Source organism: Streptomyces sp. NRRL F-6492, from assembly GCF_001280125.1.
Lineage (GTDB): Bacteria > Actinomycetota > Actinomycetes > Streptomycetales > Streptomycetaceae > Streptomyces.
Genome location: NZ_LGEG01000215.1, coordinates 45,239 through 66,814, shown reverse-complemented (window position 1 = coordinate 66,814; position 21,576 = coordinate 45,239). Strand labels below are relative to the sequence as shown.

The window sequence follows — 21,576 nt, the reverse complement described above, 5'->3', positions numbered from 1 at the left end:
CCCCGGAACCCCTCGTGGCCACCGGCCCCGCCCCCGTGCCGGTCCGGAACCCGGGCCCGCCGACCACGGGCCCCGAGTACTTCGAGATCGCGCAGGAGCAGCAGCTCGCGCCGCAGGGCGCCGAGCCGTGGACCGCGCACGAGCCGGTGGCGCAGCCCCCCGCAGAAACGGTCGTCCCGCAGCCGGACGGGTCCGGTCGGTTCGTGCTGGTCGAGGGCACCCTCCCGACCGCCCCGCACCTGGCCCCGACGCCGGTCGAGGAGCAGCCCCCGGCCCCCGCGCCGGTGGTCGAAGCGGCCCCCGAGCCGACTCCCGCGCCGGCTCCCGCGCCCGAGGAGCCCGCCGCCGCGGCGGAGCCGGCGCCCGAGGCCGCCCCGGAGATCTGGGAGGAGCCGACCGGCCCCGAGGCGGTCGTCGTGCCCGCGCCGCGCGAGGCCGAGCCCGTGGCGCCGGAAGCCGCCGAACCGGAGCCCGTCGTGGCCGAGGCCCCCGTGCTCGTCCCCGTACCGGACGAGGCCGCGGCCGTGGCCGAGGAGCCGGTGGAGACCGCCCCCGAGCCCGAGGCCCCGGCGGAGCGGACCCCCGTCGAGCCGCTCGCGGAGACCGCCCCCGAGCAGCCGCAGGAGACGCCGGAGCCCGTCGTGGCGGTGGAAGCCGTCCCCGCGGCGGAGCCGGTCACGGTCCAGGAGCCGGTCCTCGTCCAGGAGCTGCCCCCCGTCCAGGAGTCGGTCCTCGTCGAGGAGCCGACTCCCGCCCAGGAACCGCCCTCCGCCGAAGAGCCGGCCCAGGAGCAGGCACCCGCCCCGGAGGTCACCCCGATCCAGGAACCGGTCCCGGCCCAGGAGCCCGTTCCGGCCCAGGAGCTCGCCCCCGCCCCGGAACAGGACCCGGAGGACCCGCGGCCCGCCCCGGAGACCGCGGAACCGGCCGCGGAACCGACCCCGGCCGCCCCCGGCTACGACGACGCCGAGCGCGAGGCGGTCCTCCGCGTCATGCGCGAGCGCCGCGACATCCGCAACGGCTTCCGCTCCGACCCGATCCCGCACGAGGTGCTGCTCCGCGTCCTGGAGGCCGCCCACACGGCCCCCAGCGTCGGCCACTCCCAGCCCTGGGACTTCGTCGTCATCCGCTCCGCCGAGACCCGGCAGACGATGCACGAGCTGGCCCAGCGGCAGCGCGAGGCGTACGCCAGGTCGCTGCCGAAGGCCCGGGCGAAGCAGTTCAAGGAACTGAAGATCGAGGCCATCCTCGACACCCCGGTCAACATCGTGGTGACCGCCGACCCCACCCGGGGCGGCCGCCACACCCTCGGCCGCTACACGCAGCCGCAGATGGCCCCGTACTCCTCCGCGCTCGCGGTCGAGAACCTCTGGCTCGCGGCCCGCGCCGAGGGCCTCGGCGTCGGCTGGGTCAGCTTCTTCGACGAGCGCGAGATGGTCCGCGCCCTCGGCCTCCCCGAGCACCTCGAAGTCGTCGCGTACCTCTGCGTGGGATACGTGGACGAGTTCCCCGAGGAGCCCGAGCTGATGCAGGCGGGCTGGTCCAAGCGCCGCCCGCTGGCCTGGGTCGTCCACGAGGAGACGTACGGCCGCCGAGCCCTGCCCGGCGAGGAGCCGCACGACCTCCTCCAGGAGACCGTCGCGAACATCCGCCCGCTGGACGCCAAGGCGCTCGGCGAGGCCTGGGAACGCCAGAAGCGCATGACCAAGCCCGCCGGGGCCCTCGGCATGCTGGAGATCATCTCCGCCCAGCTCGCGGGCCTCTCCCGGATGTGCCCGCCGCCGATCCCGGAGCCCGCGGCCGTCGCGGTCTTCGCGGGCGACCACGGCGTCCACGCCCAGGGCGTCACGCCCTGGCCGCAGGAGGTCACCGGCCAGATGGTGGCCAACTTCCTCGGCGGGGGAGCGGTCTGCAACGCGTTCGCCCACCAGGTCGGCGCCGAGGTCTGCGTCGTCGACGTCGGCGTGGCCTCCGAGCTCCCGGCCACCCCGGGCCTGCTGCCCCGCAAGGTCCGCCCCGGCACCGCCGACTTCACCACGGGCCCCGCGATGACCCGCGAAGAGGTCCTGGCCGCGATCGAGGTCGGCATCGAGACGGCCCGCGACCTGGTCGCGGCGGGCAACAAGGCCCTGCTCACCGGCGAGATGGGCATCGCCAACACCACCGCGTCCGCCGCCCTGATCTCCGTCTTCACCGACGTGGACCCGGCCGAGGTCACGGGCCGGGGCACCGGCATCAACGACGAGACGCACGCCCGCAAGGTGGACGTGGTCCGCCGCGCCCTGGCCCTGCACACCCCGGACCCGGAGGACCCGATCGGCGCCCTCGCGGCGGTCGGCGGCCTGGAGCACGCGGCCCTCGTGGGCCTGATCCTGGGTGCGGCCTCCCTGCGCACCCCGGTCATCCTGGACGGCGTCTCCACCGGAGCGGCGGCCCTGGTGGCCCGGGCGATCGCGCCCGAGTCGCTCGCGGCCTGCATCGCGGGCCACCGCAGCGCCGAGCCGGGCCACGTGGCGGCCCTGAACAAGCTGGGCCTGCGCCCCCTGGTCGACCTGGACCTCCGCCTCGGCGAGGGCACGGGCGCCCTGCTCGCCCTCCCGCTGGTGCAGAGCGCGGCCCGCGCGATGCACGAGGTGGCCACGTTCGACTCGGCGGGAGTCACCGAGAAGTAGCACCACCGGCGCGGCCCCCGCCCGCACACGGGAGTGGGGGCCGCGCGGGAACAGGGTGCGGGACGCGAAGCGTGACGTGCGGCGCGACCGGTGGGCGAGCGTTTCCGCAACGGCGGGCGCCGTGCATCACGCGGTCCCGGACCCCGTTCCGGAGCGGCCCCCGCGTCACGCTCCACGGCGGGGAGATCCGTCACAGAGTGACGCCCTCGTGCCACGGATATCGTGGGTTCGAACAACAGCGCCCCACCAGCCGCTCCACCGCCGCAGCGGCCGCACATGCCACGCCCCGAGGAGCCGCTCACCCATGGCCAAGCACGCCGAGAAGGCCACCCCCGCCGCCCACCCCGCCTACCCGGTGGGCCTGCGCCTCGCCGGCCGCCGCGTGGTCGTCCTGGGCGGCGGCCAGGTCGCCCAGCGACGCCTCCCCGCCCTGATCGCCGCGGGCGCCGACGTCACCCTGATCTCCCCCTCCGCTACCCCGTCCGTGGACGTGATGGCCGAGACGGGCGAGATCACCTGGATCAAGCGCCGGTACGAGGAGGGCGACCTCGCCGACGCCTGGTACGTCCTGGTCGCCACCACCGATCCCGCCACGAACGCCGCCGCGTCCGCCGAGGCCGAGCGGACCCGGACCTGGTGCGTGCGCTCGGACGACGCCGAGGCGGCCACCGCCTGGACCCCGGCCACCGGCCGCGGCGACGGCGTCACCGTGGCGGTGCTCACCGGCCACGACCCGCGCCGCTCGGCCGCCGTCCGGGACGCGATCGTGGAGGGCCTGCGGGACGGCTCGATCGCGGCGCCCCAGCACCGCGCCCGCACCCCGTTCGTCGCCCTGGTCGGCGGCGGCCCCGGCGACCCCGACCTGATCACGGTGCGCGGCCGCCGCCTGCTCGCGGAGGCGGACGTGGTGATCGCGGACCGCCTGGGCCCCCGCGACCTCCTGGACGAACTGCCCCCGCACGTCGAGGTGATCGACGCGGCGAAGATCCCGTACGGCCGGTTCATGACCCAGGAGGCCATCAACAACGCGCTGATCGAGCACGCGAAGGCGGGGAAGTCGGTGGTCCGCCTGAAGGGCGGCGACCCGTTCGTCTTCGGCCGGGGCATGGAGGAGGCGCAGGCGCTCGCCGCCGAGGGCATCGCCTGCACGGTCGTCCCCGGCATCTCCAGCTCGATCTCGGTGCCCGGCGCGGCCGGCATCCCGGTCACGCACCGGGGGGTGGCCCACGAGTTCACGGTGGTCAGCGGGCACGTGGCCCCCGACGACCCGCGCTCCCTCGTCGACTGGGCCTCGCTCGCCAAGCTGACGGGCACCCTGGTGATCCTCATGGGCGTCGACAAGATCGGCAGGATCGCGGAGGCGCTCATCGCCCACGGCAAGGCCCCGGAGACCCCCCTGGCCCTGGTCCAGGAGGGCACCACGGCGGCCCAGCGCCGGGTGGACGCGACGCTGGCGACGGTCGAGGAGACGGTCAGGACCCAGGAGGTCCGCCCGCCGGCGGTGATCGTCATCGGCGACGTGGTGGCGGAGGCCCCGGACAAGCCGACGGCATAAGAACAGACCCACACCCCCACCCCCCGAACCGAACGAGGCAGCATCCCCCCGTGGCCGAACTCATCACGATCGACACCCCCGACGACCCGCGCCTGCACGACTACACCGGCCTGACCGACGTCGAGCTCCGCCGCAGACGGGAGCCGGCCGAGGGCCTGTTCATCGCGGAGGGCGAGAAGGTCATCCGCAGGGCCGGGCAGGCCGGATACGCGATGCGGTCGATGCTGCTCTCGGCCAAGTGGGTCGACACCATGCGGGACGTCATCGACGAGGCCGAGGCGCCGGTGTACGTGATCGATCCGGACCTGGCGGAGCGGGTCACCGGCTACCACGTGCACCGGGGCGCCCTCGCGTCCATGCAGCGCAAGCAGCTCCCGGAGGCGGCCGAGCTCCTGGCGGACGCCCGCCGCGTGGTGGTCATGGAGTCGGTCAACGACCACACGAACATCGGCGCCATCTTCCGCAGCGCCGCCGCCCTCGGCATGGACGCCGTCCTGCTCTCCCCGGACTGCGCGGACCCGCTCTACCGGCGCTCCGTGAAGGTGTCCATGGGCGCGGTCTTCTCCGTCCCGTACGCCCGTCTGGGAGCCTGGCCGCAGGGCCTGGAGACGGTGCGGGAGGCGGGCTTCAGGCTGCTCGCGCTCACCCCGGCGGAGCGGGCGGTCTCCATCGACGAGGCGGCCCCGCACAAGCTGGACCGGGTGGCGCTGATGCTGGGCGCGGAGGGCGAGGGCCTGTCGCAGAAGGCCCTGCGGGCCGCCGACGAGTGGGTCCGCATCCCGATGGCCCACGGCGTGGACTCGCTCAACGTGGGAGCGGCGGCGGCCGTCGCCTTCTACGCGGTGGCGACGGGCCGCCCGGAGGCCTGAGGCTCCGGAGGGCTCAGCCCTGGAGGGCCTGCGCGGCGGCGATGCCGAGGGCGACGACCAGGGTCACGACCACGAAGACGAAGAGCCGCTGCCGCAGCAGCCGGGGGTTGGCGGGGCGGCGGCCCGTCGAGGTGGAGCGGACGCCGGGCCGGGTGCCGGGCCGGGACTGCGGGGACCGCGAGCCCCCGGTCCGGGGCCCGGCGGCGGAGGAACGCGAGGACGACCCCCGCGCCTGACCGCGCTCGCGCTTCCGGTCGGAGCCGCGCTCTCCGCCCCGCTCGGGCCCACGCCCGCGCGTGTCCCGTTCGGTGTACTCGGTGTACCGCTCCGTCGGCCGGACGGCGTTGCGCTCCTCGATCCGCTCCCGCTGTCCGGGCGGCCGGGAGACGGGCAGTCCCTGCGCCTCGCGCGCCGCGATCTCCTTGAGCCGCATCGACAGCTGGAGCGTGCTGGGCCGGTCCTCGGGGTCCTTCGCGAGACAGGCCCGGACCAGCGGTGCCAGCGCGTCCGGCACGCCGTGCAGCTGCGGCTCCTCGTGCACGACCCGGTAGAGCATGACCTCGGAACTGCCGTGCCCGAAGGGGGAGTCGGCCATCGCCGCGTACGCGAGGGTGGCGCCGAGCGAGAACACGTCGGTGGCGGGGGTGACGGCGGCGCCGCGCACCTGCTCGGGGGCGAGGAAGCCGGGCGAGCCGACGGCGGTGCCCACGTGGGTGAGGGTGCTGGCGCCGGTGGCCCAGGCGATGCCGAAGTCGATGATCCGGGGGCCCTTGGGGGAGAGCAGGATGTTCGACGGCTTGAGGTCCCGGTGCACGACGCCGGCCTCGTGGACGGCGACCAGGCCCTCCGAGAGCGCCGCACCGATCGAGGCCACGTCGGCTGCCCGCAGGGGACCCTCCTCGGCGACCCGGTCGTGCAGGGAGGGGCCGGGCACGTACTGGGTGGCGAACCAGGGGCGCTCGGCCTCCAGGTCGGCGGCGACGAGCCGGGCGGTGCAGCCGCCGCGGATCCGCCGGGCCGCCGACACCTCGCGGGCGAACCGCGACCGGAACTCCTGGTCCTCGGCGAGGTCGGGCCGGATGACCTTCAGGGCGACCCGCTGGCCGCGCCGGTCGGACCCCAGGTACACGACGCCCATTCCGCCGGCCCCCAGCCTGCGGTGGAGCCGGAACGACCCGACGATCCGCGGATCCTCGCGCCGGAGCCGCATCATCGCCATGTCCGTCCCCTCGTCCGTTCGACGTGGCACAGCTTACGTAGTGGCGCCCGCACGTGCTCATAGGCCGCGCCCTCGCACCGGGATCGATTGTCAGTGCTGTGAAAGCCCCCCGGGCCCCGGCGGTCCCCCACCACTCCCAACCTCCGCCCCGACCGCCCCACTTGGCGAGACCTTCGACGCCCGGTCGCCCGCCCCGGGGGGAGTGCGCCCGGACCCCCGGGGACCTGGGCGCACCCGTGACGATCAAGGAAGTGAGCGATGTCACGCCGCCATCCCCCGTACGCCTCCCCTACGCAACCCCTCAGGGAAGACCCGGGGTTGTGCGCCCCCGTCTCCACCCAGGGGAGTACGCCGTGTGGGCGGCCGTCATCCTCCGGGAGGCCCGCAAGTCGGTACGCGGGCATGACGTCCGGGGACCTCCCGCTTCCTAAGGTTGTTGTCACGCGGCGGGTGCGGCACTCGTCCCCCGAGGTCACGTACCCGCCGCGCCACACGACGGGAGAGGAACCATGGCCTACACGGCACCGCGGACGACCAGCCCGCCTTCGGGCCGCCGTCACCCCTTGGTGGCGACCGCCATGGTTCTTCCTCTCGCGGCCCTGCTCGTGGTCGCCTTCGGCGGCTGGGAAGCGGTGGTCACACAGGCGTCGTCCGTGGGCGTGATGCTGGGGCGCTGAGCGGCGCCCCGGACCCGGGAGAGCGGCCCGGGTCGGGACATCCGGCCATCAGCCCCGTGGGGACGGGGGTGCGACGGACGGCAGCGTGGGGCCGGTCGGCTGGGGAGCCGACCGGCCCTCGCGCGTTCCCGGGCCTCGGCGCACCGGGCCTCCCGCCCCGCCCCCCCCGCACAGAGGCCCCCGGCCCCGCACCCCTGCGCTCCCCACCCCGTACGCTCCCCGCGTGACTTCCGACGCCCAGCCCACGCCCGCTCCGGGCGCGCCGATCGACCGTCTCGCCGCCCTGGCCCGCGCCGCCGCCCACCCGTCGGGGGACGCCCCCTGCGGCTGCGCGGACGACGGTCTCGTCGGAGTGCTCGCGGACCGGGAGGACGGGACCGTCGTCCGCCACGGGGCGCTCGTGGTGAAGGCGCACGCCCCCGACACCGACCCCGGGGCGCACCGCGCACGGCTCGCGCTGGCCGCCCGCCCGGACGTCGCCGGCGTCCTCCTGCCGCCGCTCCCGCTGCCGCCGGCCGCTCCGGACGCGCTCGGCGGGCGGCCGGTCACCGTCTGGCCGTACGGTCCGCCCGTGGACCCGGGGGACCCCGACGCCGCTCCGTGGGAGGAGTCGGCGCGGCTCCTCGCCCTGCTCCACCGCACTCCGCTCCCGCCCGGCGTCGCGGACGGCCTCCCGGCGATGCGGGCCCCGCTCAAGGCGGCGCTCGCCGTGGACCGGATGCGCCGGGCGGCGCCGGACCACCCGGCCGCGGCCACCGTCCTCGCCGCCTGGCGGACGGTCCCCGCGGAGCACCCGGACGCCCCCCGGCTGCTCTGCCACGGCGACTTCCACCTGGGCCAGCTGGTCCGGCTCGCCCGGCCCGCGTCCGGCCCTCCGTCCTGGCGGCTCATCGACGTCGACGACCTCGGCCCGGGGGATCCCGCCTGGGACCTGGCCCGCCCGGCCGCCTGGTTCGCCGCCGGCATCCTGCCCCCGGAGGTCTGGTCCCGCTTCCTCGACGCGTACCGGGAGGCGGGCGGTCCGGCGGTGGGCGCCGATCCCTGGATCCGGCTCGACGTGCCGGCCCGGGCCCTGACGGTGCAGACCGCCGCCCTGGCCCTCACGAAGTCCACGGCCGAACGCAGGCCGCTCGACGAGGTCGAGGAGGTGATGATCGACACCTGTGCCCGCATCGCCGGACATCGAACCGGGTAGGCACTTTCGGCGTCCACGTAAGGTGAGGCCACCATTCGAACGGCAATGTCAGGGAGTTGAGCCGAGCATGCAGTGTCCCAAGTGTCATGCGGCCATGCACACGTACAACCGCAACGGCGTCCAGATCGAGCAGTGCAGCGGCTGCCGGGGCATATTCCTGGACTACGGCGAGCTGGAGGCCCTGACCCGGCTGGAGTCCCAGTGGGTCCAGCAGGCCCCGCCGGCGCCGCCCGCCCCCCAGGCCTACCCGGCGCAGCCCGCTCCCGCCGCGCCCGCCTGGGGCGCCCCGCACCACGGCGGCCACCACGGCGGCGGTCACTACCGCCAGCGCGGCTTCGGACGGATGCTCTTCTCCTCCTGAGGAACCGGCACGAAGAAGCCCCCGGCCGCGAAGTGCGGCCGGGGGCTTCTTGCTGTGGTGCGCGATACTGGGATTGAACCAGTGACCTCTTCCGTGTCAGGGAAGCGCTCTCCCGCTGAGCTAATCGCGCGGGGTGTGCACAACCTACCCGAAGGCGGTCGTACTGCGTGCGCGATACTGGGATTGAACCAGTGACCTCTTCCGTGTCAGGGAAGCGCTCTCCCGCTGAGCTAATCGCGCGGGGGATCCGGAGATCCGGGACCCGAAGGTCCAGTGGACGATACTGGGATTGAACCAGTGACCTCTTCCGTGTCAGGGAAGCGCTCTCCCGCTGAGCTAATCGTCCTTGGAGGTGGAGACGGGATTTGAACCCGTGTAGACGGCTTTGCAGGCCGTTGCCTCGCCTCTCGGCCACTCCACCAGGAGTGAATACGGGGGTTCGGGAAGATCCCCCACATCGAGCGGACGACGAGATTCGAACTCGCGACCCTCACCTTGGCAAGGTGATGCTCTACCAACTGAGCCACGTCCGCTTGTCGGTTCCGTTCCGCTTGCGCGTCCCGGCGACGTGTTGAACTCTAGCGGATTCCCGGGCCAGTACAAAAACGCGTTTCCGCAGCGTGCTGACCTGCGGACCGACCGGGGCACCGGCGGCGCCCCCCGGCCCGGCCCCCGCTCGGGCCCCCGGAGGGTTAGCGCGGCGTTCACTCGCCGTGTTCCCCGGGTCGCGCGGAGCCCCCGGCGCACGCGGCCCGGTGCCCCCGTCCCGCCCGACCTAGACTCGACGCGTGTACGACCTCGCTCCCCTGGCCCGTTTCGGCGGCCTCGTCGCCACCGACCTCCGGGACGTCACCCACGACCCCGAGGCCCTGGACTCCACCGGCTTCTGGGCCGTCTGCGCGGACTTCGAGGGCCGCCTGACCTGCGCCCGCTTCGGCGACGTGCGGCCGGACCCGGTGCCCCCGCCCGTGCCGGGCGCCTGGCGCGGGCCCGCCGCCGGCGCCTGGACGTCCTCCCTCGACCGCGCCGCGTACACCGCGGGCGTACGGCGCGTGCGGGAGCACATCGCGCGCGGCGAGGTCTACCAGGCGAACCTCTGCCGGGTGCTGACCGCGCCGCTGCCGGACCCGGCCGCCGCCGACGTGGACGCCCTCACCGCGCTCCTCGCCCGCGGCAACCCCGCCCCGTACGCCGGAACGATCCGCCTGCCCGCCCACGGCGTGGAGATCGCCACCGCCTCCCCCGAGCTCTACCTGCGCAGGGAGGGCGCCCTGGTCTCCTCGGGCCCCATCAAGGGCACCGGCCGCACCGCCGCCGACCTCCTCCCCAAGGACCACGCGGAGAACGTGATGATCGTCGACCTGGTCCGCAACGACCTGGGACGCGTCAGCGAGACCGGCTCCGTCGCCGTCCCCGCCCTCTGCGCGGTCGAGGAGCACCCCGGCCTGGTCCACCTCGTCTCCACGGTCACCGGCCTGCTGCGCGAGGACGCCGGCTGGCCCGGCCTGCTCGCCGCCACCTTCCCGCCCGGCTCGGTCACGGGCGCCCCCAAGTCCAGCGCGCTGCGGATCATCGAGGCCCTGGAGACCGCGCCCCGGGGCCCCTACTGCGGGGGCGTCGGCTGGGTCGACGCCGACGCGGGCACCGGCGAGCTGGCCGTCGGCATACGCACCTTCTGGATCGACCGCCCCGAGGGCGTGCTGCGCTTCGGCACCGGCGCCGGGATCACCTGGGGCTCCGATCCCGAGCGCGAGTGGGAGGAGACCGAACTGAAGGCGTCCCGGCTGGTCGCGATAGCGTCGGGCACCTACGAACCAGGCGCCCCCGAGGCGACCGGAAAGGCCATTTCTCGATGAAACTCTGGGTCAACGGCGGGCTGCACGACGCGGAGACCGCCCGGGTCTCCGTACTGGACCATGGACTGACCGTCGGCGACGGCGTCTTCGAGACGGTCAAGGCGGAGCGCGGCGGGACGTTCGCCCTCACCCTCCACCTGGAGCGCCTCGCCCGCTCGGCCCGGGGCCTCGGCCTGCCCGACCCGGACCTCGACGAGGTCCGCCGCGCCTGCGCCGCCGTCCTGGAGGCCAACCCGATGGAGCTCGGCCGGCTCCGCATCACGTACACCGGCGGTCTCTCCCCGCTCGGCTCGGAGCGCGGCGACTCCGGCGCCAGCCTCGTCGTCGCCCTCGGCGAGACCGGCCGCCGCCCCGACTCCACCGCCGTGATCACCGTGCCCTGGACCCGCAACGAGCGCGGCGCCCTCACCGGCCTCAAGACCACCTCGTACGCCGAGAACGTCGTCGCCCTCGCCAGGGCGCGCGAACACGGGGCGTCCGAGGCGCTCTTCGCCAACACGGCGGGGCGGCTCTGCGAGGGCACCGGCTCCAACGTCTTCGTCGTGGTCGACGGCCGGATCCTCACCCCGCCCGTCTCCTCCGGCTGCCTCGCGGGCATCACCCGCGCCCTCGCCGTGCGGTGGACCGGCGCGGAGGAGGCCGATCTGCCGCTGGACGTCCTGGAGAGCGCCGACGAGGTCTTCCTGACCTCGACCCTCCGCGACGTGCAGGCCGTGCACCGGGTCGACGGGCGCGAACTGTCGCCCGCGCCCGGCCCGGTCACCGCCAAGGCCATGCGGACCTTCGACGAGCACGCGGCCCGCGACCGGGACCCGGGTCTCGGCTAAGCGGGCGCCGTCCCGCCGCAAAACCCGATGACGGACGGCCTCGGGGTGGGTAGAACACCTCTGATGACCACCACCCTGCGGCCGGTCGAGCCGCTTCAGCAGCTGCCCGGCGGCGGCCGTTCCCGCACCTACGACGTGTGCGTGAACAGCCGTCGCGTGGGCTCCGTCCACCTCGCCACCGACCCCGGCTTCGGCGCCGCCTCGGGAGTGGTCGAGGACCTCCGCATCGACGAGCCGGACCGGGGGAGGGGCCGGGGCACGGTCGCCGCGCTCGCCTCCGAGGAGGTGCTGCGGGGCTGGGGCTGCGTCCAGGTGCGGACGTCGGTGCCCGCCGACGCCGCGCCCGCCCTGCGCATGGTCCGCTCGCTCGGCTACGTCGAGCGCAGCCGGAACATGGTCAAGGAACTGCCCGCCGTCCCGCCCGCACTGCCGGAGGGCGTCGAGGTCCGGCCGATGACCGGCGCCGAGTACGAGGAGTGGGAGGCGCGGGCCAGGGAGGCCTTCGCGCGGAGCTGGACCGAGCGGGGCGTCCCCGAGGAGCAGGCGCGCGCGAAGGCCGAGAACAGCCACCGCACCCTCCTGCCCGAAGGGCTCGCCACCCCCGGCACCGCGATCCACGTGCTCGTCCGGGACGGCCGGTCCGCCGGCTTCCTGTGGACCGGTCGGGTCGAGCTCGAACCGGGGCGGTGGGCGGCCTACGTGTACGACGTCGAGGTGTACGAGGAGCAGCGCGGGCACGGCTACGGGCGGGCGCTCATGCTGCTCGCCGAGCGGGTCGCGCGGGAGGCCGGGGAGACCCTGCTCGGGCTGCACGTCTTCACGGACAACACCCCGGCGGTCCGGCTCTACGAGTCGCTCGGCTACCGCACGACCCACGTCAACAGCGCCAAGACGCTGCTGTAGCGGGGCGGTCGGGCGTCCGGGAGCGGTCGGGTGTCCGGCGGTCAGGCGTCCAGGAGGCGGTCGGCGATCGCCCCGATCCGCTCCCGCAGGCCCTCCTGGCTCCGGCCGCCGTCCAGGCGCTCGCCGCCGATGACGTAGGTCGGCGTGCCGGTGACCTTGATCGCCTTGCCCTCGGCCTCGTCCGCGTCGACGGTCAGCAGGTGCCGGCCGTCGATCAGGGCGGTGTCGAACTCCTCGGCGTCCAGCCCCAGTTCGGCCGCCAGTTCCAGGAGGACCGGCTCGCCCCGCTCGCCGAGCTCGGCGGTCCTGGTGAGCAGCGCCTCCGCGTACGGCCAGCCCTTGCCCTGGGCGAGGGCCTCCTCGGCGGCCTGGGCGGCGGCGTACGCGTGCTTGTGCTTCGCCAGCGGGAAGTGGCGCAGCTGCACGTCGAGCCGGTCGCCGTACTCCTCGCGGAGCGCGCGGACGTCGTCGAGGGCCCGGAGGCAGTCGGGGCACTGGAGGTCGAACCACGCCTCCAGGACGACGGGGGAGACGGGGGCGGTGGTGGAGTCGCTCATGCCAGCAGTCTCCCTCACCGGGGCCCGGGGGCCCACCGGCGCCCGGGACCTCGGCCGGCGTTCGGGGAGGCCCACCGGGGCCCGGGGAGGAGATCCCGGCCGGGACGACCCGGAGATCTCCCTGAGACCGGGCCGGGGACATGGCCCCGGGCGGAGGCGCGGGTGCAGGATGGAAGGGACGTATCACCCGGGGACCTGGAGGACCGCATGCTCGCCGAGACCATCTGTTCTGCGGTGTCCGCGGCGGGCCTGGGCATCGCCGCGATCGCGGCGTACCGGAAGCGCTTCCTGTCCGCCGCCCGGATCGCCGCCTACGCGCTGGTGCCCCTCGGCCTGGTGATGACGGGGGCCGTCGCCTGGATCGCGGGCACGGCGTTCAGCCCGGTGGCCTGGGCCGGCTTCGGCCTGCTCGGCCTGGCCTGGGTGCTCTTCCTGTCCACCCGGGCCGTCGAGCGGCGCCGGGCCGGCCGGGCGCGGCCCGCCGTCGCGGAGGCCGACCCGAGAGCCGCGGCTCCCGCCGCCCCGGCGGCCCCGCGGGCCGTGACGGGGAAGCCGCGGGCCGCCGCCGAGCCCGCGGGCGACGACTTCGGCGACATCGAGGCGATTCTGAAGAAGCACGGAATCTGACCGCTTCTGGCGATTCCGCTGTCCGTCCCGGTTCGGTGATCCACGGGAAGGAGTGAACCCCCCGGTCGGAAGGCGTGTTCCGTGAGGTCGGGTGCGCGGCGTGCGCGATCATCCCCCCGAGATGCTGGATACCTCGCGGGACGCCGTCCCCGCCCCCACCGACGCCCCCGGCGAAGAAGCGCGCGGCTGTCTGTACGCGCTCTCCCAGCCGCCGCTGATGATCTTCCTCGGCGTCATCGGCTGTCTGCTGCTCGTGGCCGCCGTGAACGACCTCTTCGTGCGGTGAGCCCCCTGCCGTGATCCTCCGGACCGGGGCCGTCAGCCCGCCGCCTCCTTGCGGCGCGCCCGGTAGGCGGCCACGTGCAGCCGGTTGCCGCAGGTCCGGCTGTCGCAGTAGCGGCGCGAGCGGTTGCGGGAGAGGTCGACGAAGGCCCGGCCGCAGTCCGGCGCCTCGCAGCGCCGCAGCCGCTCCTGCTCGCCCGCCACGACGATGAACGCCAGGGCCATGCCGCAGTCGGCCGCGAGGTGGTCCGCCACCGAGGCGCCCGGCGCGAAGTAGTGCACGTGCCAGTCGTAGCCGTCGTGGTCGGTGAGCTGCGGGGTGGTGCCCGCGCCGGCCACCAGCTGGTTGATCAGGGGGGCCGCGATCCGGGCCTCGGGCGCGGAGAAGACCGCCGCGAACTTCTCGCGCACCTGGCGCACGGCCCGCAGGTCGCCGGTGCCGAGGTCGCCCACGTCGCTGATCTTGTGCGCGTGCACGAAGGCGTGGAGGCCCCGGAGGTCGGCGAGCGCGTCGGGGCGGTCGCCCTGGGGCGCGGTGTTCATCAGATCGACGACGGTGTCGAGGGCGATCCGGGTGTCGTGAGGGATCAGCACGATTCGCTCCCTGGCCGGCCGCGGGCGGGCGCCCGCGGAATGGCGCTGACTTTAGCGCGGTCCGGACATGGCACCGGCGCCCACCACCGCGCCGGCTGCGCGGTGGTGGGCGCCGGATGACGTGCCTGTGTGGCTGCCCGCGCGGCGCCGTCTCCCCGAGTCGGACGGCGCCGTGCGGCTCTCGGGCTGGCTCAGCTGTCGGCCAGGATGTGGGAGAGCTCCGTGTCGAGGTCGAAGTGCCGGTGCTCGGTGCCCGGTGGCACGGCGGCGTCGGTCCTCTTCAGGAACGACTCCAGGGCCCTCGCCGGGGCCTCGAGCAGGGCTTCTCCCTCGGGGGAGCTCAGCGCGATGCAGACGACTCCCTGGCCGTGACTACGGGATGGCCAGACGCGGACGTCGCCCGTGCCGGTGGGCCGGTGCAGCCCCTCGGCGAGAAGGTCGCGGGCGAAGACCCACTCGACCGTCTCCTCGGCTCCGGTGTGGAAGGTGGCGTGCACGGCATACGGATCGGCCGTGTCATACCGCAGGCCCGCGGGTACAGGCAGTGAGGACTCGCTCGACACAACGAGGCGCAGGTGCAGCTCGCAGCTGACCGTGGTGTTCATAAGCGCCAGGGCCTTTCGCTCAGTGTGCGCTCGGGGATTCGCACGTCGGCGCAATCGACATGCCACCTCCGGTGGCGTTGTAAACCCCTCTGTCGGTTTTGTGGTCGTTCAGGTCCCTCGTACGGACCCATGTAACTTTGGGTAATACGGCCATTCAGGTATCGGCTCGGCGTCCGGTAGGTTGGAGCCATGAATGCGGAGAGTGACGAGCGCACGGGGGAGTCCGCGGCCGACCAGGACGCCGAACTGGGATCCCGCGCGCCGGAGTTCATCAAGTCCCGCCGGACCCTGCACCTCAGCTGGCAGGTCGGCGTCTTCGTCGTGGGACTCGCCGTGGTCGGCGCCGGGGTGGTCATGCTGCCGCTGCCCGGACCGGGCTGGCTGGTCATCTTCGCCGGCATGGCGATCTGGGCGACCGAGTTCGTCTGGGCGCAGCTCGTGCTCCGCTGGACCAAGCGCAAGGTCACCGAGGCCGCCCAGCGCGCCCTCGACCCCAAGGTCCGCCGCCGGAACATCGTCCTCACCGCGATCGGCCTGGTGATCGTCGCCGTCCTGCTCGGCGTCTACCTCTGGAAGTTCGGCTTCGTCATGCCGTGGAAGATCGACGAGTGACCCTCCGCGTGGTGCGGGAGCCCCGCTGACATGGGGTAATGTGTGCGGTGCACCGGGCGATTAGCTCAGTGGGAGAGCACTTCGTTCACACCGAAGGGGTCACTGGTTCGAACCCAGTATCGCCCACCACCCGGACCGAGGGCCCGGAGACGACCACCGTCTCCGGGCCCTCGGCGTTCCCCCGGCAGCGGCCTCACCGCATCCGCGCCAGCCTCTCCCGCAGCCTCCGGGCGTCCCGCAGCCGCTGCTCGTACGTGGCGCCCACCGCGAGCAGCAGCAGCCCGGCGAGGGCCGGCGGCAGCCAGCGCGGCAGCGCGCCCACCACCTGCACCACGTACGGCGCCAGCTCGTGCAGGCCGTCCAGGGCGAGCGCCGTGCCGCCGAGCAGCAGCAGGGCCTGGAGCCGGAACCGCGCCCCGAGCAGCGTCACCACGAGCGCCGCCACCCCCAGGACCAGCGGCCGCACCCACTCCGGGTCCGTCCAGGCCGCGCCGAGGCTCGGCAGCAGCGTCGCCGCCAGACCGGGGCCGTACGCCGCCCAGGACGAGGCCTCCGGGTCCCGGCGCCGCCGCAGGAACCCGACGACGAGCGCCGGAACCGTCACCGGCAGCGTGTACGCCTCCGGAGCCGTCACGCCCCAGGCCCCCAGGCGCACCCAGGCGGCGAGGAGGAACAGCCCCGCCGCCGCCCAGGAGGCGAACCGGCGCCGCTCCGGCCGGACCGCCGTCGCCGCCGCGATCACCCCGCCGAGCGCCAGGACGAGCGCGAGGAACGCGGGCCGCGACCCGGCGAGCCCGACGGCGCAGAGGCCCACGGCCGCGCCGGTGATCTCCACCGGCAGCGCCACCGGACGCGCCTTGGCGCCGACGGCCGCCGTCGCCGCCGGGACGAGGAGCAGTACCAGCGCCGTCCAGTGCCCCTCCAGACCGCCGGCCGCCGCCCCCGCGAGCACCAGGCCCGTCGCCGCGAGCACCGCACCGCAGGCCGACACCGTCCGCCGCGCGTCCGTACCGAGGACGGCGACGCCCGCGAGGAGCCCGAGGACCACCCCGAGCGCGACGAACGTGGCCTCCCGCACGTCCAGGGCGAGGGCGACCGCGCCCACGGCGGACAGGAGACCGCCGGCGTACGCGACCCACCCGAGGACGGTCCCGGGCTCCGTCGCGGGAGTCCGAGGCCGGGGCCGCGGGGACGCCCAGCCGGACCAGGGGGCGGCGGGGCCGGCCGCGGGGGCCCGGGGCGCCTTCGCGCCCGGAGCCGTTTCCGGGGCCGGTGCGGCGCCCTCGGGCGCACCCGGCCGGGGCAGGCCGTGGGTCAGCGGGGCCGGGCGGACGGCGATCCACAGGGCCGCCGCCGTCGTGAGGAGCCGGAGGGCGAGCGTCGCCGCGTACGGCAGGTCCAGGGAGACCGGCAGGGCCGTGAGGAGCGCCCAGCCGAGGACGAGGGCCCCGCACCGGGCCCACGGCCGGGGGACGGAGGCCAGGGCCGCGGCGACCACCGCGAGGACCAGGACGGCCGTCGCGGGGTGGGAGCCCAGGACGGAACCGGCGTGCTCGCCCGACCAGACGTCCGTCGTCCGGGCCAGGGGAGCCAGCGCGCCCGCCACGACCGGCGGCAGCGCCCACGCGAGCCCCAGCGCCGTCACCGACGCCCCCGCGCCCGCGAGACCCGTCCGAACCCCGCGCGGCAGCCGGTCGCCCGCGCCCGCCCGCCACACCGACGCCAGGACCAGCGCGCACAGCACGTACCCCGGAACCGCCCAGTCGCCGGGAAGCGCGGACCGCAGCAGACCGCCGACGGCCGCCAGTACCGCCAGGCCCGCGACCACCGAGGCCGCCACCGCCCGCGCGGGCGTCCGCCACGCCACGTACAGGCACACCGCCGCACCCGTCAGGAGCAGCGCGGCGCCGCTCCACGGCGAGGAGAGGGAGAGCCGGCCGCCCGTCAGGAGCGCCCAGCCGCCCAGGACCGCCGCACCGACGCCCGCCGTGATCCGCACCGGCGGCGGCCGCGTCCACAGGACCGCCGCGCCGTCCGCCGCGGCGGTGACGAGCGCCGCCCACGCGAAGGCCGTCGGCCCGCCACCGGCCGCGAGCACGCCCAGCGGCAGCGGCAGCTGCGCCGCGACCACGGCCGCCGGCAGCGGCACGCGCAGCCGGGACAGCGCCGAGCCGTACGCCGCCCACACCCCCGCCAGGACCGCCGAGGCCCCCGCCGCGTACCCGAGGCCGTCCGTGTCCGCCAGCGCCACCCGGTGCAGCGCGTACGCGTCGAGCACCGTCAGGACGAGCCCCAGGGCCGTCACCGACTCGGCCGTCGACGCCAGCCCCTTGCGCAGCAGCGCCACCGGCGCCGCGAGCGCCGCGCCGGTCACCGCGCACAGCACCGCCGCGCGCCCGCCGATCCCCATCGAGCCCCAGCTCACCAGGGTGAACGCGACCGCCGCGATCGTCAGCAGCGTGCCGCCGAGCGTCAGGAGCACGTTCTGCGCGCTCCGCGGCGTCGAGTCCGCCACCGGCGCCGCCGGCCACGACGGCGCCGCCGCCCGGGCCGGCTGGTACAGGACCTGGACCAGCCAGGCCCGCCGGGTCAGCAACTGGGTCCGGCGCACTTCGAGTTGCGCCAGCTCGCGGTCGACGAGCACCAGCTCGTCCGCGGGCGGCAGGGAGTTGTCCATGACCGGAGTGTCGTCCCGGCCGCGGCCGCCGGGAATCGGGCCCCGTACTCAGATTCCCGTCTGAGTACCCCCACACCGGGCCCATGGACCGGTGCCGGTGCCGGTGCCGGTACCGCTTCCGCCGCGTCCGGCGGCTCGCCGCCCCGCCCGACACGGTCCACGCCGTCCCCGAACGGGCCGAGGACCACCCCGGCCGGTGGCCCCGGGCCCGCGAGGGCTTCCCCCGCGACGCGACCTCCGGCACCGCCCGCCTCCGCTCCGTCCTCCCGTACGACCTCGTCGTCACCGTCCGCGCCCGGCTCCTGAGGGTCCTCACCGTCCCCGGCGGCCCCCTCTTCCGCGCCCACCACGCCCCGATGGCGCGCGGCGGGAGACGGGGGCTCGCCGCCCACCTGCGATCGGTTTGAAGGAAGGGCCGGGAGGCCTGTATGGTTCAACCCGTTCCCGGGCGATTAGCTCAGCGGGAGAGCACTTCGTTCACACCGAAGGGGTCACTGGTTCGATCCCAGTATCGCCCACCGGGAGAGGCCGGTCCGTCGACAGACGGACCGGCCTCTGTCATTGCGCGCCACGCACCGGCTCACGCCGCCGTGCGCAGCTCCGGACGCAGCGGCCACGACGGGTCCACCGTCTCCGGCGTCCCCTGCCGCGCGAACCACGCCTGGAGGCCCCGCGCCTGGGCCGCGTGCCACACCGCCTGGAGCGTGTGCAGCTCCGCCGGCGTCAGCCGTTCGAGCCGGGACGAGAAGCGCCGCGCCACCGCCCGTACGACGTCCATCGCCGCCGTCGCGTCCGCCGCCGCGTCGTGCGCCCCCGCCAGCTCCACCTCGTAGTGGGCGCACAGGTCCGTCAGCGTCCTGCGCCCCTTCCGGTAGCGGTCCAGGTGCTTGTCCAGGACCCGCGGGTCGAGCACGCACAGCGGGGCGCCCGCCAGGTAGGTGCCCAGCGTCGACGCCCGGTGCCGCCTCAGCTCCCGGTCCAGGAGCGTCAGGTCGAACGGCGCGTTCATCACCACCAGCGGACGCCCGGCCGCGATCTGCTCGGACAGCGCCCGCCCCAGCTCCTCCATCACCGGAGCCGGCCACCGGCCGTTCCGCTGAAGGTGATCGTCCGTCAGGCCGTGCACGGCGGTGGCCTCCGCGGGCACCGGTATGCCCGGGTTCACCAGCCACCGCGTCACCCGGGGACGCGCCCCGGCCGCGTCCTGCACGACGAGCGCGGCCGAGACGATCCGGTCGCCCTCGACGTCGATCCCCGTCGTCTCCGTGTCGAAAGCCGCCAGGGGCCCTTCGTACCAGTGCATCGTCATCCCTGAACTCCCTGCACACGTGCGGCAGATGGCCAACCCCCTGCCCCGAAACGGTGATACCCGGACTGTTTGCGCCGTACGCGGACCGGTCACAACAGAAGGGACGGGGAAGGAAGACGACATGGCGCTCGCCCAGCCCGAGTCGGGAGGGCTGCCGCCCCGGCGGGCAGCACCGACGCGCGGCTCACTCGCCACCACCGCCTGCATGGAGACCCTCCAGGTGGGATACCTGCACGCCGTCGCCGCCGCGGCGGGCTGCTCGCTGTCCCAGCCCTTTCCGGACAACGGCATCGACTGGCACGTGAGCCACAGCGCTCCCGGCCACACCGTCGACGACGAGGTGACCATCAAGGTGCAGCTCAAGTGCACCTACCAGATACCGCCGCGCCCCCGGGGGAGCGCGTTCTCCTTCACCCTGGACAACGACCACCTGGTGAAGCTCGCCCGGACCCCGGTGTCCGTGCACAAGATCCTGGTCGTGATGCTCGTCCCGAGGTCCCGGGACGACTGGCTGAGGGCGGACCACGACGGGCTCGACCTGCGGCACTGCTGCTACTGGATCAACCTGGCCGGGCACCCGGTCACGGGACGGCGCCGGACCACCGTGCGCGTCCCGACGACACGGATCTTCGACGACCGGGCGCTCTGCGACATCATGACCCGGGTCGGGGTGGGAGGGAGACCTTGATGCACCGACCGATCGACGACCCCGGACGCGGAGACGGCTCCGGAGCCGGGGGAGAGGGGCACGGCCCCGTCCCCCCGCCCTACCGGCCCCACCCGGCACCCGGCGACCTCTCCGGCCCCCGGCCCGACCCCTCCGGACCCCGCGCCGGGATCCCCGGGTCCCGGACCGGCGCCCCCGGGTTCCCCGTCCCGCCCGCCGGGCCCTGGGCCGACGTCCACGGCGCGCCCGACCCCGGCCGCGTCGACCCGCGGGTCCTCGGCGCCCTGCTCGCCCGCCACGGCTGGCGGCGGCGCGGCGGCGCGGCCGGCCGCTACAGCCGCTGGACCCCGCCCGGCACCGGCACCGGCACGAGCCTCCTCGTCCCCGAGAGCCGCGCCTTCCCGGACTGCGAGGACCTGCTCGGCGAGGCCCTCGCCGCCCTCGCCCACAGCGCCACGCCCTCCGCCCGCGAGGTCCTCACCGGCCTCGCCGTGCCCAGCGACGAGATCCGCTGGTGGCGCGACGTGCCCCCGGGACCCGCCGGCACCGTCCCCTGGACCGTGCGGGAGCAGCTCGGATCGGCCGCCCGCCAGCTCCTCCTCGCCGGCGCCCTCGCCGTGCGCGGCCGGGCCGGCTACTACGGCGCCCGGCACCGGCGCCCCGCCCAGGCCTCCCTGGAGACCGTCCTCGTCGGCGCGTCCCCCGGCGGGCGCGGTCTCACCGCCTTCCTGCCCGTCGAACCGGGCCGCCCGATCGCCGTCCGGCTCTACCACGCGCTCCACGCGGCCCGCGAGGCCGTCGACTACCGGCGCGCCACCGGCGGCACGGAGGCCTTCGACGCCGCCGTCGAGGCGGGCGTCAGCCGCGAGCTCACCGAGGCCCTCGTCGCCCTCGTCCGGGGCACCGAGGGCGCCCGCGTCGCCCTGGAGTGGGCCCCGGCCGCCGGACCGCCCGAGGGGTGCGCCGCCCGGCCCGAACCGGTCGAGTTCTCGCCCGGCGACCTGCCCGCCCTGCGCGAGGCGAGCGCCCGCTACCGGACCGGCGAGCCCGCCGTGCCGGTCCGCCTCACCGGCGCCGTCGTCCGCATGCGCCGCTCCGGACCCCGGGGCGAGGGCACCGTCCGGCTCCGCGTCCTGGGCGGGGCCGAGGTCCAGCACGTCCGCGTCGCCCTCGACGAGGAGGCGTACCGCACCGCCGGCCACGCCCACCTCGTCGGCCTCCCGATCAGGGTCTCGGGCCGCCTGGAGAGCCGGGGCGGCTTCCGTCGCCTCACCGACGCCTCCGAGGTCGTCCCCGTCCAGGTCGACGAGGTCGAACGGGACCGCCTGATGAAGGCGCTCCACGAGAACCTCGACTTCTTCGGGGAGGCCTGCGGGCCGGAGGACTGAGGGCGGGGGCGGGGGGCGGCCCGAAAAGCCGGCGTCGGGCCCGGGGCCGAGCCCGTAAGATCGGCGGTGCGCGGCACCTCGTCTCTGTCGCGCACCGCCGGCGCCGGCACCTCGTGTCTGCCGC

Annotated in this window: 20 protein-coding genes and 7 tRNA genes; 16 read left to right on the top strand and 11 right to left on the bottom strand. The window is 75.4% G+C overall.

The annotated features are described in order from the left end of the window. The 3 genes from cobT to ADL08_RS18075 all read left to right on the top strand — a co-directional run. A partial coding sequence (gene cobT / locus ADL08_RS18085; RefSeq protein ID WP_053644159.1) for a nicotinate-nucleotide--dimethylbenzimidazole phosphoribosyltransferase occupies positions 1 to 2,672 on the top strand: 2,672 nt, incomplete at its 5' end. Positions 2,673 to 2,976: 304 nt separating this feature from the next. After that, on the top strand, positions 2,977 to 4,227 hold the full coding sequence (cobA, locus tag ADL08_RS18080; RefSeq protein ID WP_053644154.1) for a uroporphyrinogen-III C-methyltransferase: 1,251 nt from the start codon (positions 2,977 to 2,979) through the stop codon (positions 4,225 to 4,227). A 50-nt stretch (positions 4,228 to 4,277) separates the two neighbouring features. Further along, positions 4,278 to 5,096: a TrmH family RNA methyltransferase gene (locus ADL08_RS18075; protein WP_053644152.1), complete on the top strand. Its 819-nt coding sequence runs from the start codon at positions 4,278 to 4,280 to the stop codon at positions 5,094 to 5,096. Positions 5,097 to 5,109: 13 nt separating this feature from the next. Here ADL08_RS18075 and ADL08_RS18070 read toward each other — a convergent pair whose 3' ends face one another. Then, positions 5,110 to 6,315 carry a serine/threonine-protein kinase gene (locus ADL08_RS18070; RefSeq protein WP_053644150.1) on the bottom strand — a complete coding sequence of 402 codons (1,206 nt, stop codon included), beginning with the start codon at positions 6,313 to 6,315 and terminating at the stop codon, positions 5,110 to 5,112. Between the two features lie 900 nt (positions 6,316 to 7,215). Here ADL08_RS18070 and ADL08_RS18065 point away from each other — a divergent pair. Next, a complete protein-coding gene (locus ADL08_RS18065) occupies positions 7,216 to 8,187 on the top strand; it encodes a phosphotransferase family protein (RefSeq protein ID WP_234352178.1) in 972 nt (323 codons plus the stop codon). Positions 8,188 to 8,254: 67 nt separating this feature from the next. Beyond that, positions 8,255 to 8,548, top strand: coding sequence for a zf-TFIIB domain-containing protein (locus ADL08_RS18060; protein ID WP_053644148.1), 294 nt, complete (start codon positions 8,255 to 8,257; stop codon positions 8,546 to 8,548). 55 nt (positions 8,549 to 8,603) lie between these two features. Here ADL08_RS18060 and ADL08_RS18055 read toward each other — a convergent pair. The 5 genes from ADL08_RS18055 to ADL08_RS18035 form a co-directional block, all read right to left on the bottom strand. Further along, positions 8,604 to 8,678 (bottom strand) — tRNA-Val (locus ADL08_RS18055). Between the two features lie 38 nt (positions 8,679 to 8,716). Next, a tRNA-Val gene (locus ADL08_RS18050) sits at positions 8,717 to 8,788 on the bottom strand. A 34-nt stretch (positions 8,789 to 8,822) separates the two neighbouring features. Further along, a tRNA-Val gene (locus tag ADL08_RS18045) sits at positions 8,823 to 8,894 on the bottom strand. Between the two features lies 1 nt (position 8,895). Then, a tRNA-Cys gene (locus tag ADL08_RS18040) sits at positions 8,896 to 8,969 on the bottom strand. A gap of 39 nt (positions 8,970 to 9,008) precedes the next feature. Beyond that, positions 9,009 to 9,081: transfer RNA gene (locus ADL08_RS18035), tRNA-Gly, on the bottom strand. Between the two features lie 255 nt (positions 9,082 to 9,336). Here ADL08_RS18035 and ADL08_RS18030 point away from each other — a divergent pair. The 3 genes from ADL08_RS18030 to ADL08_RS18020 all read left to right on the top strand — a co-directional run bounded on the left by ADL08_RS18030 (position 9,337) and on the right by ADL08_RS18020 (position 12,134). Then, the gene (locus ADL08_RS18030) at positions 9,337 to 10,404 is read left to right on the top strand and encodes a chorismate-binding protein (RefSeq protein WP_053644146.1); all 1,068 of its coding nucleotides are present in this window, start codon (positions 9,337 to 9,339) and stop codon (positions 10,402 to 10,404) included. Further along, a complete protein-coding gene (locus tag ADL08_RS18025) occupies positions 10,401 to 11,231 on the top strand; it encodes an aminotransferase class IV (RefSeq protein WP_053644144.1) in 831 nt (276 codons plus the stop codon). Before ADL08_RS18030 ends, ADL08_RS18025 begins: the two co-directional genes overlap by 4 nt. Before the next feature lie 63 nt (positions 11,232 to 11,294). Continuing rightward, positions 11,295 to 12,134: a GNAT family N-acetyltransferase gene (locus ADL08_RS18020; protein ID WP_053644142.1), complete on the top strand. Its 840-nt coding sequence runs from the start codon at positions 11,295 to 11,297 to the stop codon at positions 12,132 to 12,134. A 41-nt stretch (positions 12,135 to 12,175) separates the two neighbouring features. Here ADL08_RS18020 and ADL08_RS18015 read toward each other — a convergent pair whose 3' ends face one another. Continuing rightward, the gene (locus ADL08_RS18015; RefSeq protein ID WP_053644140.1) at positions 12,176 to 12,691 is read right to left on the bottom strand and encodes a DsbA family protein; all 516 of its coding nucleotides are present in this window, start codon (positions 12,689 to 12,691) and stop codon (positions 12,176 to 12,178) included. A 207-nt stretch (positions 12,692 to 12,898) separates the two neighbouring features. Here ADL08_RS18015 and ADL08_RS18010 point away from each other — a divergent pair, with 207 nt between their 5' ends. Both ADL08_RS18010 and ADL08_RS18005 read left to right on the top strand, forming a co-directional pair. Beyond that, the gene (locus ADL08_RS18010; RefSeq protein WP_053644138.1) at positions 12,899 to 13,318 is read left to right on the top strand and encodes a hypothetical protein; all 420 of its coding nucleotides are present in this window, start codon (positions 12,899 to 12,901) and stop codon (positions 13,316 to 13,318) included. A 100-nt stretch (positions 13,319 to 13,418) separates the two neighbouring features. Further along, positions 13,419 to 13,604: a hypothetical protein gene (locus ADL08_RS18005; RefSeq protein ID WP_159043123.1), complete on the top strand. Its 186-nt coding sequence runs from the start codon at positions 13,419 to 13,421 to the stop codon at positions 13,602 to 13,604. A gap of 32 nt (positions 13,605 to 13,636) precedes the next feature. Here ADL08_RS18005 and ADL08_RS18000 read toward each other — a convergent pair whose 3' ends face one another. Next, entirely contained in the window at positions 13,637 to 14,194 is a 558-nt protein-coding gene (locus tag ADL08_RS18000; protein ID WP_053644134.1) for a CGNR zinc finger domain-containing protein, read from the bottom strand. A 191-nt stretch (positions 14,195 to 14,385) separates the two neighbouring features. Further along, complete coding sequence (locus ADL08_RS17995) at positions 14,386 to 14,799, bottom strand: SsgA family sporulation/cell division regulator (RefSeq protein ID WP_015032345.1); 414 nt, start codon at positions 14,797 to 14,799, stop codon at positions 14,386 to 14,388. A gap of 189 nt (positions 14,800 to 14,988) precedes the next feature. Here ADL08_RS17995 and ADL08_RS17990 point away from each other — a divergent pair, with 189 nt between their 5' ends. After that, positions 14,989 to 15,411 carry a TIGR02611 family protein gene (locus ADL08_RS17990; protein ID WP_053644132.1) on the top strand — a complete coding sequence of 141 codons (423 nt, stop codon included), beginning with the start codon at positions 14,989 to 14,991 and terminating at the stop codon, positions 15,409 to 15,411. Positions 15,412 to 15,465: 54 nt separating this feature from the next. Further along, a tRNA-Val gene (locus tag ADL08_RS17985) sits at positions 15,466 to 15,540 on the top strand. Positions 15,541 to 15,604: 64 nt separating this feature from the next. Here ADL08_RS17985 and ADL08_RS17980 read toward each other — a convergent pair. Further along, positions 15,605 to 18,088 carry an SCO7613 C-terminal domain-containing membrane protein gene (locus ADL08_RS17980; RefSeq protein ID WP_053644131.1) on the bottom strand — a complete coding sequence of 828 codons (2,484 nt, stop codon included), beginning with the start codon at positions 18,086 to 18,088 and terminating at the stop codon, positions 15,605 to 15,607. A gap of 83 nt (positions 18,089 to 18,171) precedes the next feature. On the opposite strand from ADL08_RS17980, the gene ADL08_RS17975 reads away from it, so the two are divergent. Next, a complete protein-coding gene (locus ADL08_RS17975; protein ID WP_053644129.1) occupies positions 18,172 to 18,495 on the top strand; it encodes a hypothetical protein in 324 nt (107 codons plus the stop codon). 39 nt (positions 18,496 to 18,534) lie between these two features. Next, positions 18,535 to 18,606 (top strand) — tRNA-Val (locus tag ADL08_RS17970). Between the two features lie 62 nt (positions 18,607 to 18,668). Here the strand turns inward: ADL08_RS17970 and ADL08_RS17965 are convergent. Then, positions 18,669 to 19,397 carry a 3'-5' exonuclease gene (locus ADL08_RS17965; RefSeq protein WP_053644127.1) on the bottom strand — a complete coding sequence of 243 codons (729 nt, stop codon included), beginning with the start codon at positions 19,395 to 19,397 and terminating at the stop codon, positions 18,669 to 18,671. A 121-nt stretch (positions 19,398 to 19,518) separates the two neighbouring features. On the opposite strand from ADL08_RS17965, the gene ADL08_RS17960 reads away from it, so the two are divergent. Then, positions 19,519 to 20,085, top strand: coding sequence for a DUF4365 domain-containing protein (locus ADL08_RS17960; RefSeq protein ID WP_053644125.1), 567 nt, complete (start codon positions 19,519 to 19,521; stop codon positions 20,083 to 20,085). Further along, complete coding sequence (locus ADL08_RS17955) at positions 20,085 to 21,452, top strand: hypothetical protein (RefSeq protein WP_053644123.1); 1,368 nt, start codon at positions 20,085 to 20,087, stop codon at positions 21,450 to 21,452. The genes ADL08_RS17960 and ADL08_RS17955 overlap by 1 nt, the downstream gene beginning before the upstream one ends. Positions 21,453 to 21,576: the final 124 nt, after the last annotated feature.

Coding starts and splice junctions, on each gene's coding strand:
- cobA (WP_053644154.1), top strand. CDS start 2,977: ATGGCCAAGCACGCCGAGAAGGCCACCCCCGCCGCCCACCCCGCCTAC.
- ADL08_RS18070 (WP_053644150.1), bottom strand. CDS start 6,315: ATGGCGATGATGCGGCTCCGGCGCGAGGATCCGCGGATCGTCGGGTCG.
- ADL08_RS18060 (WP_053644148.1), top strand. CDS start 8,255: ATGCAGTGTCCCAAGTGTCATGCGGCCATGCACACGTACAACCGCAAC.
- ADL08_RS18025 (WP_053644144.1), top strand. CDS start 10,401: ATGAAACTCTGGGTCAACGGCGGGCTGCACGACGCGGAGACCGCCCGG.
- ADL08_RS18020 (WP_053644142.1), top strand. CDS start 11,295: ATGACCACCACCCTGCGGCCGGTCGAGCCGCTTCAGCAGCTGCCCGGC.
- ADL08_RS18015 (WP_053644140.1), bottom strand. CDS start 12,691: ATGAGCGACTCCACCACCGCCCCCGTCTCCCCCGTCGTCCTGGAGGCG.
- ADL08_RS18010 (WP_053644138.1), top strand. CDS start 12,899: ATGCTCGCCGAGACCATCTGTTCTGCGGTGTCCGCGGCGGGCCTGGGC.
- ADL08_RS17995 (WP_015032345.1), bottom strand. CDS start 14,799: ATGAACACCACGGTCAGCTGCGAGCTGCACCTGCGCCTCGTTGTGTCG.
- ADL08_RS17990 (WP_053644132.1), top strand. CDS start 14,989: ATGAATGCGGAGAGTGACGAGCGCACGGGGGAGTCCGCGGCCGACCAG.
- ADL08_RS17980 (WP_053644131.1), bottom strand. CDS start 18,088: ATGGACAACTCCCTGCCGCCCGCGGACGAGCTGGTGCTCGTCGACCGC.
- ADL08_RS17975 (WP_053644129.1), top strand. CDS start 18,172: ATGGACCGGTGCCGGTGCCGGTGCCGGTACCGCTTCCGCCGCGTCCGG.
- ADL08_RS17965 (WP_053644127.1), bottom strand. CDS start 19,397: ATGACGATGCACTGGTACGAAGGGCCCCTGGCGGCTTTCGACACGGAG.
- ADL08_RS17960 (WP_053644125.1), top strand. CDS start 19,519: ATGGCGCTCGCCCAGCCCGAGTCGGGAGGGCTGCCGCCCCGGCGGGCA.
- ADL08_RS17955 (WP_053644123.1), top strand. CDS start 20,085: ATGCACCGACCGATCGACGACCCCGGACGCGGAGACGGCTCCGGAGCC.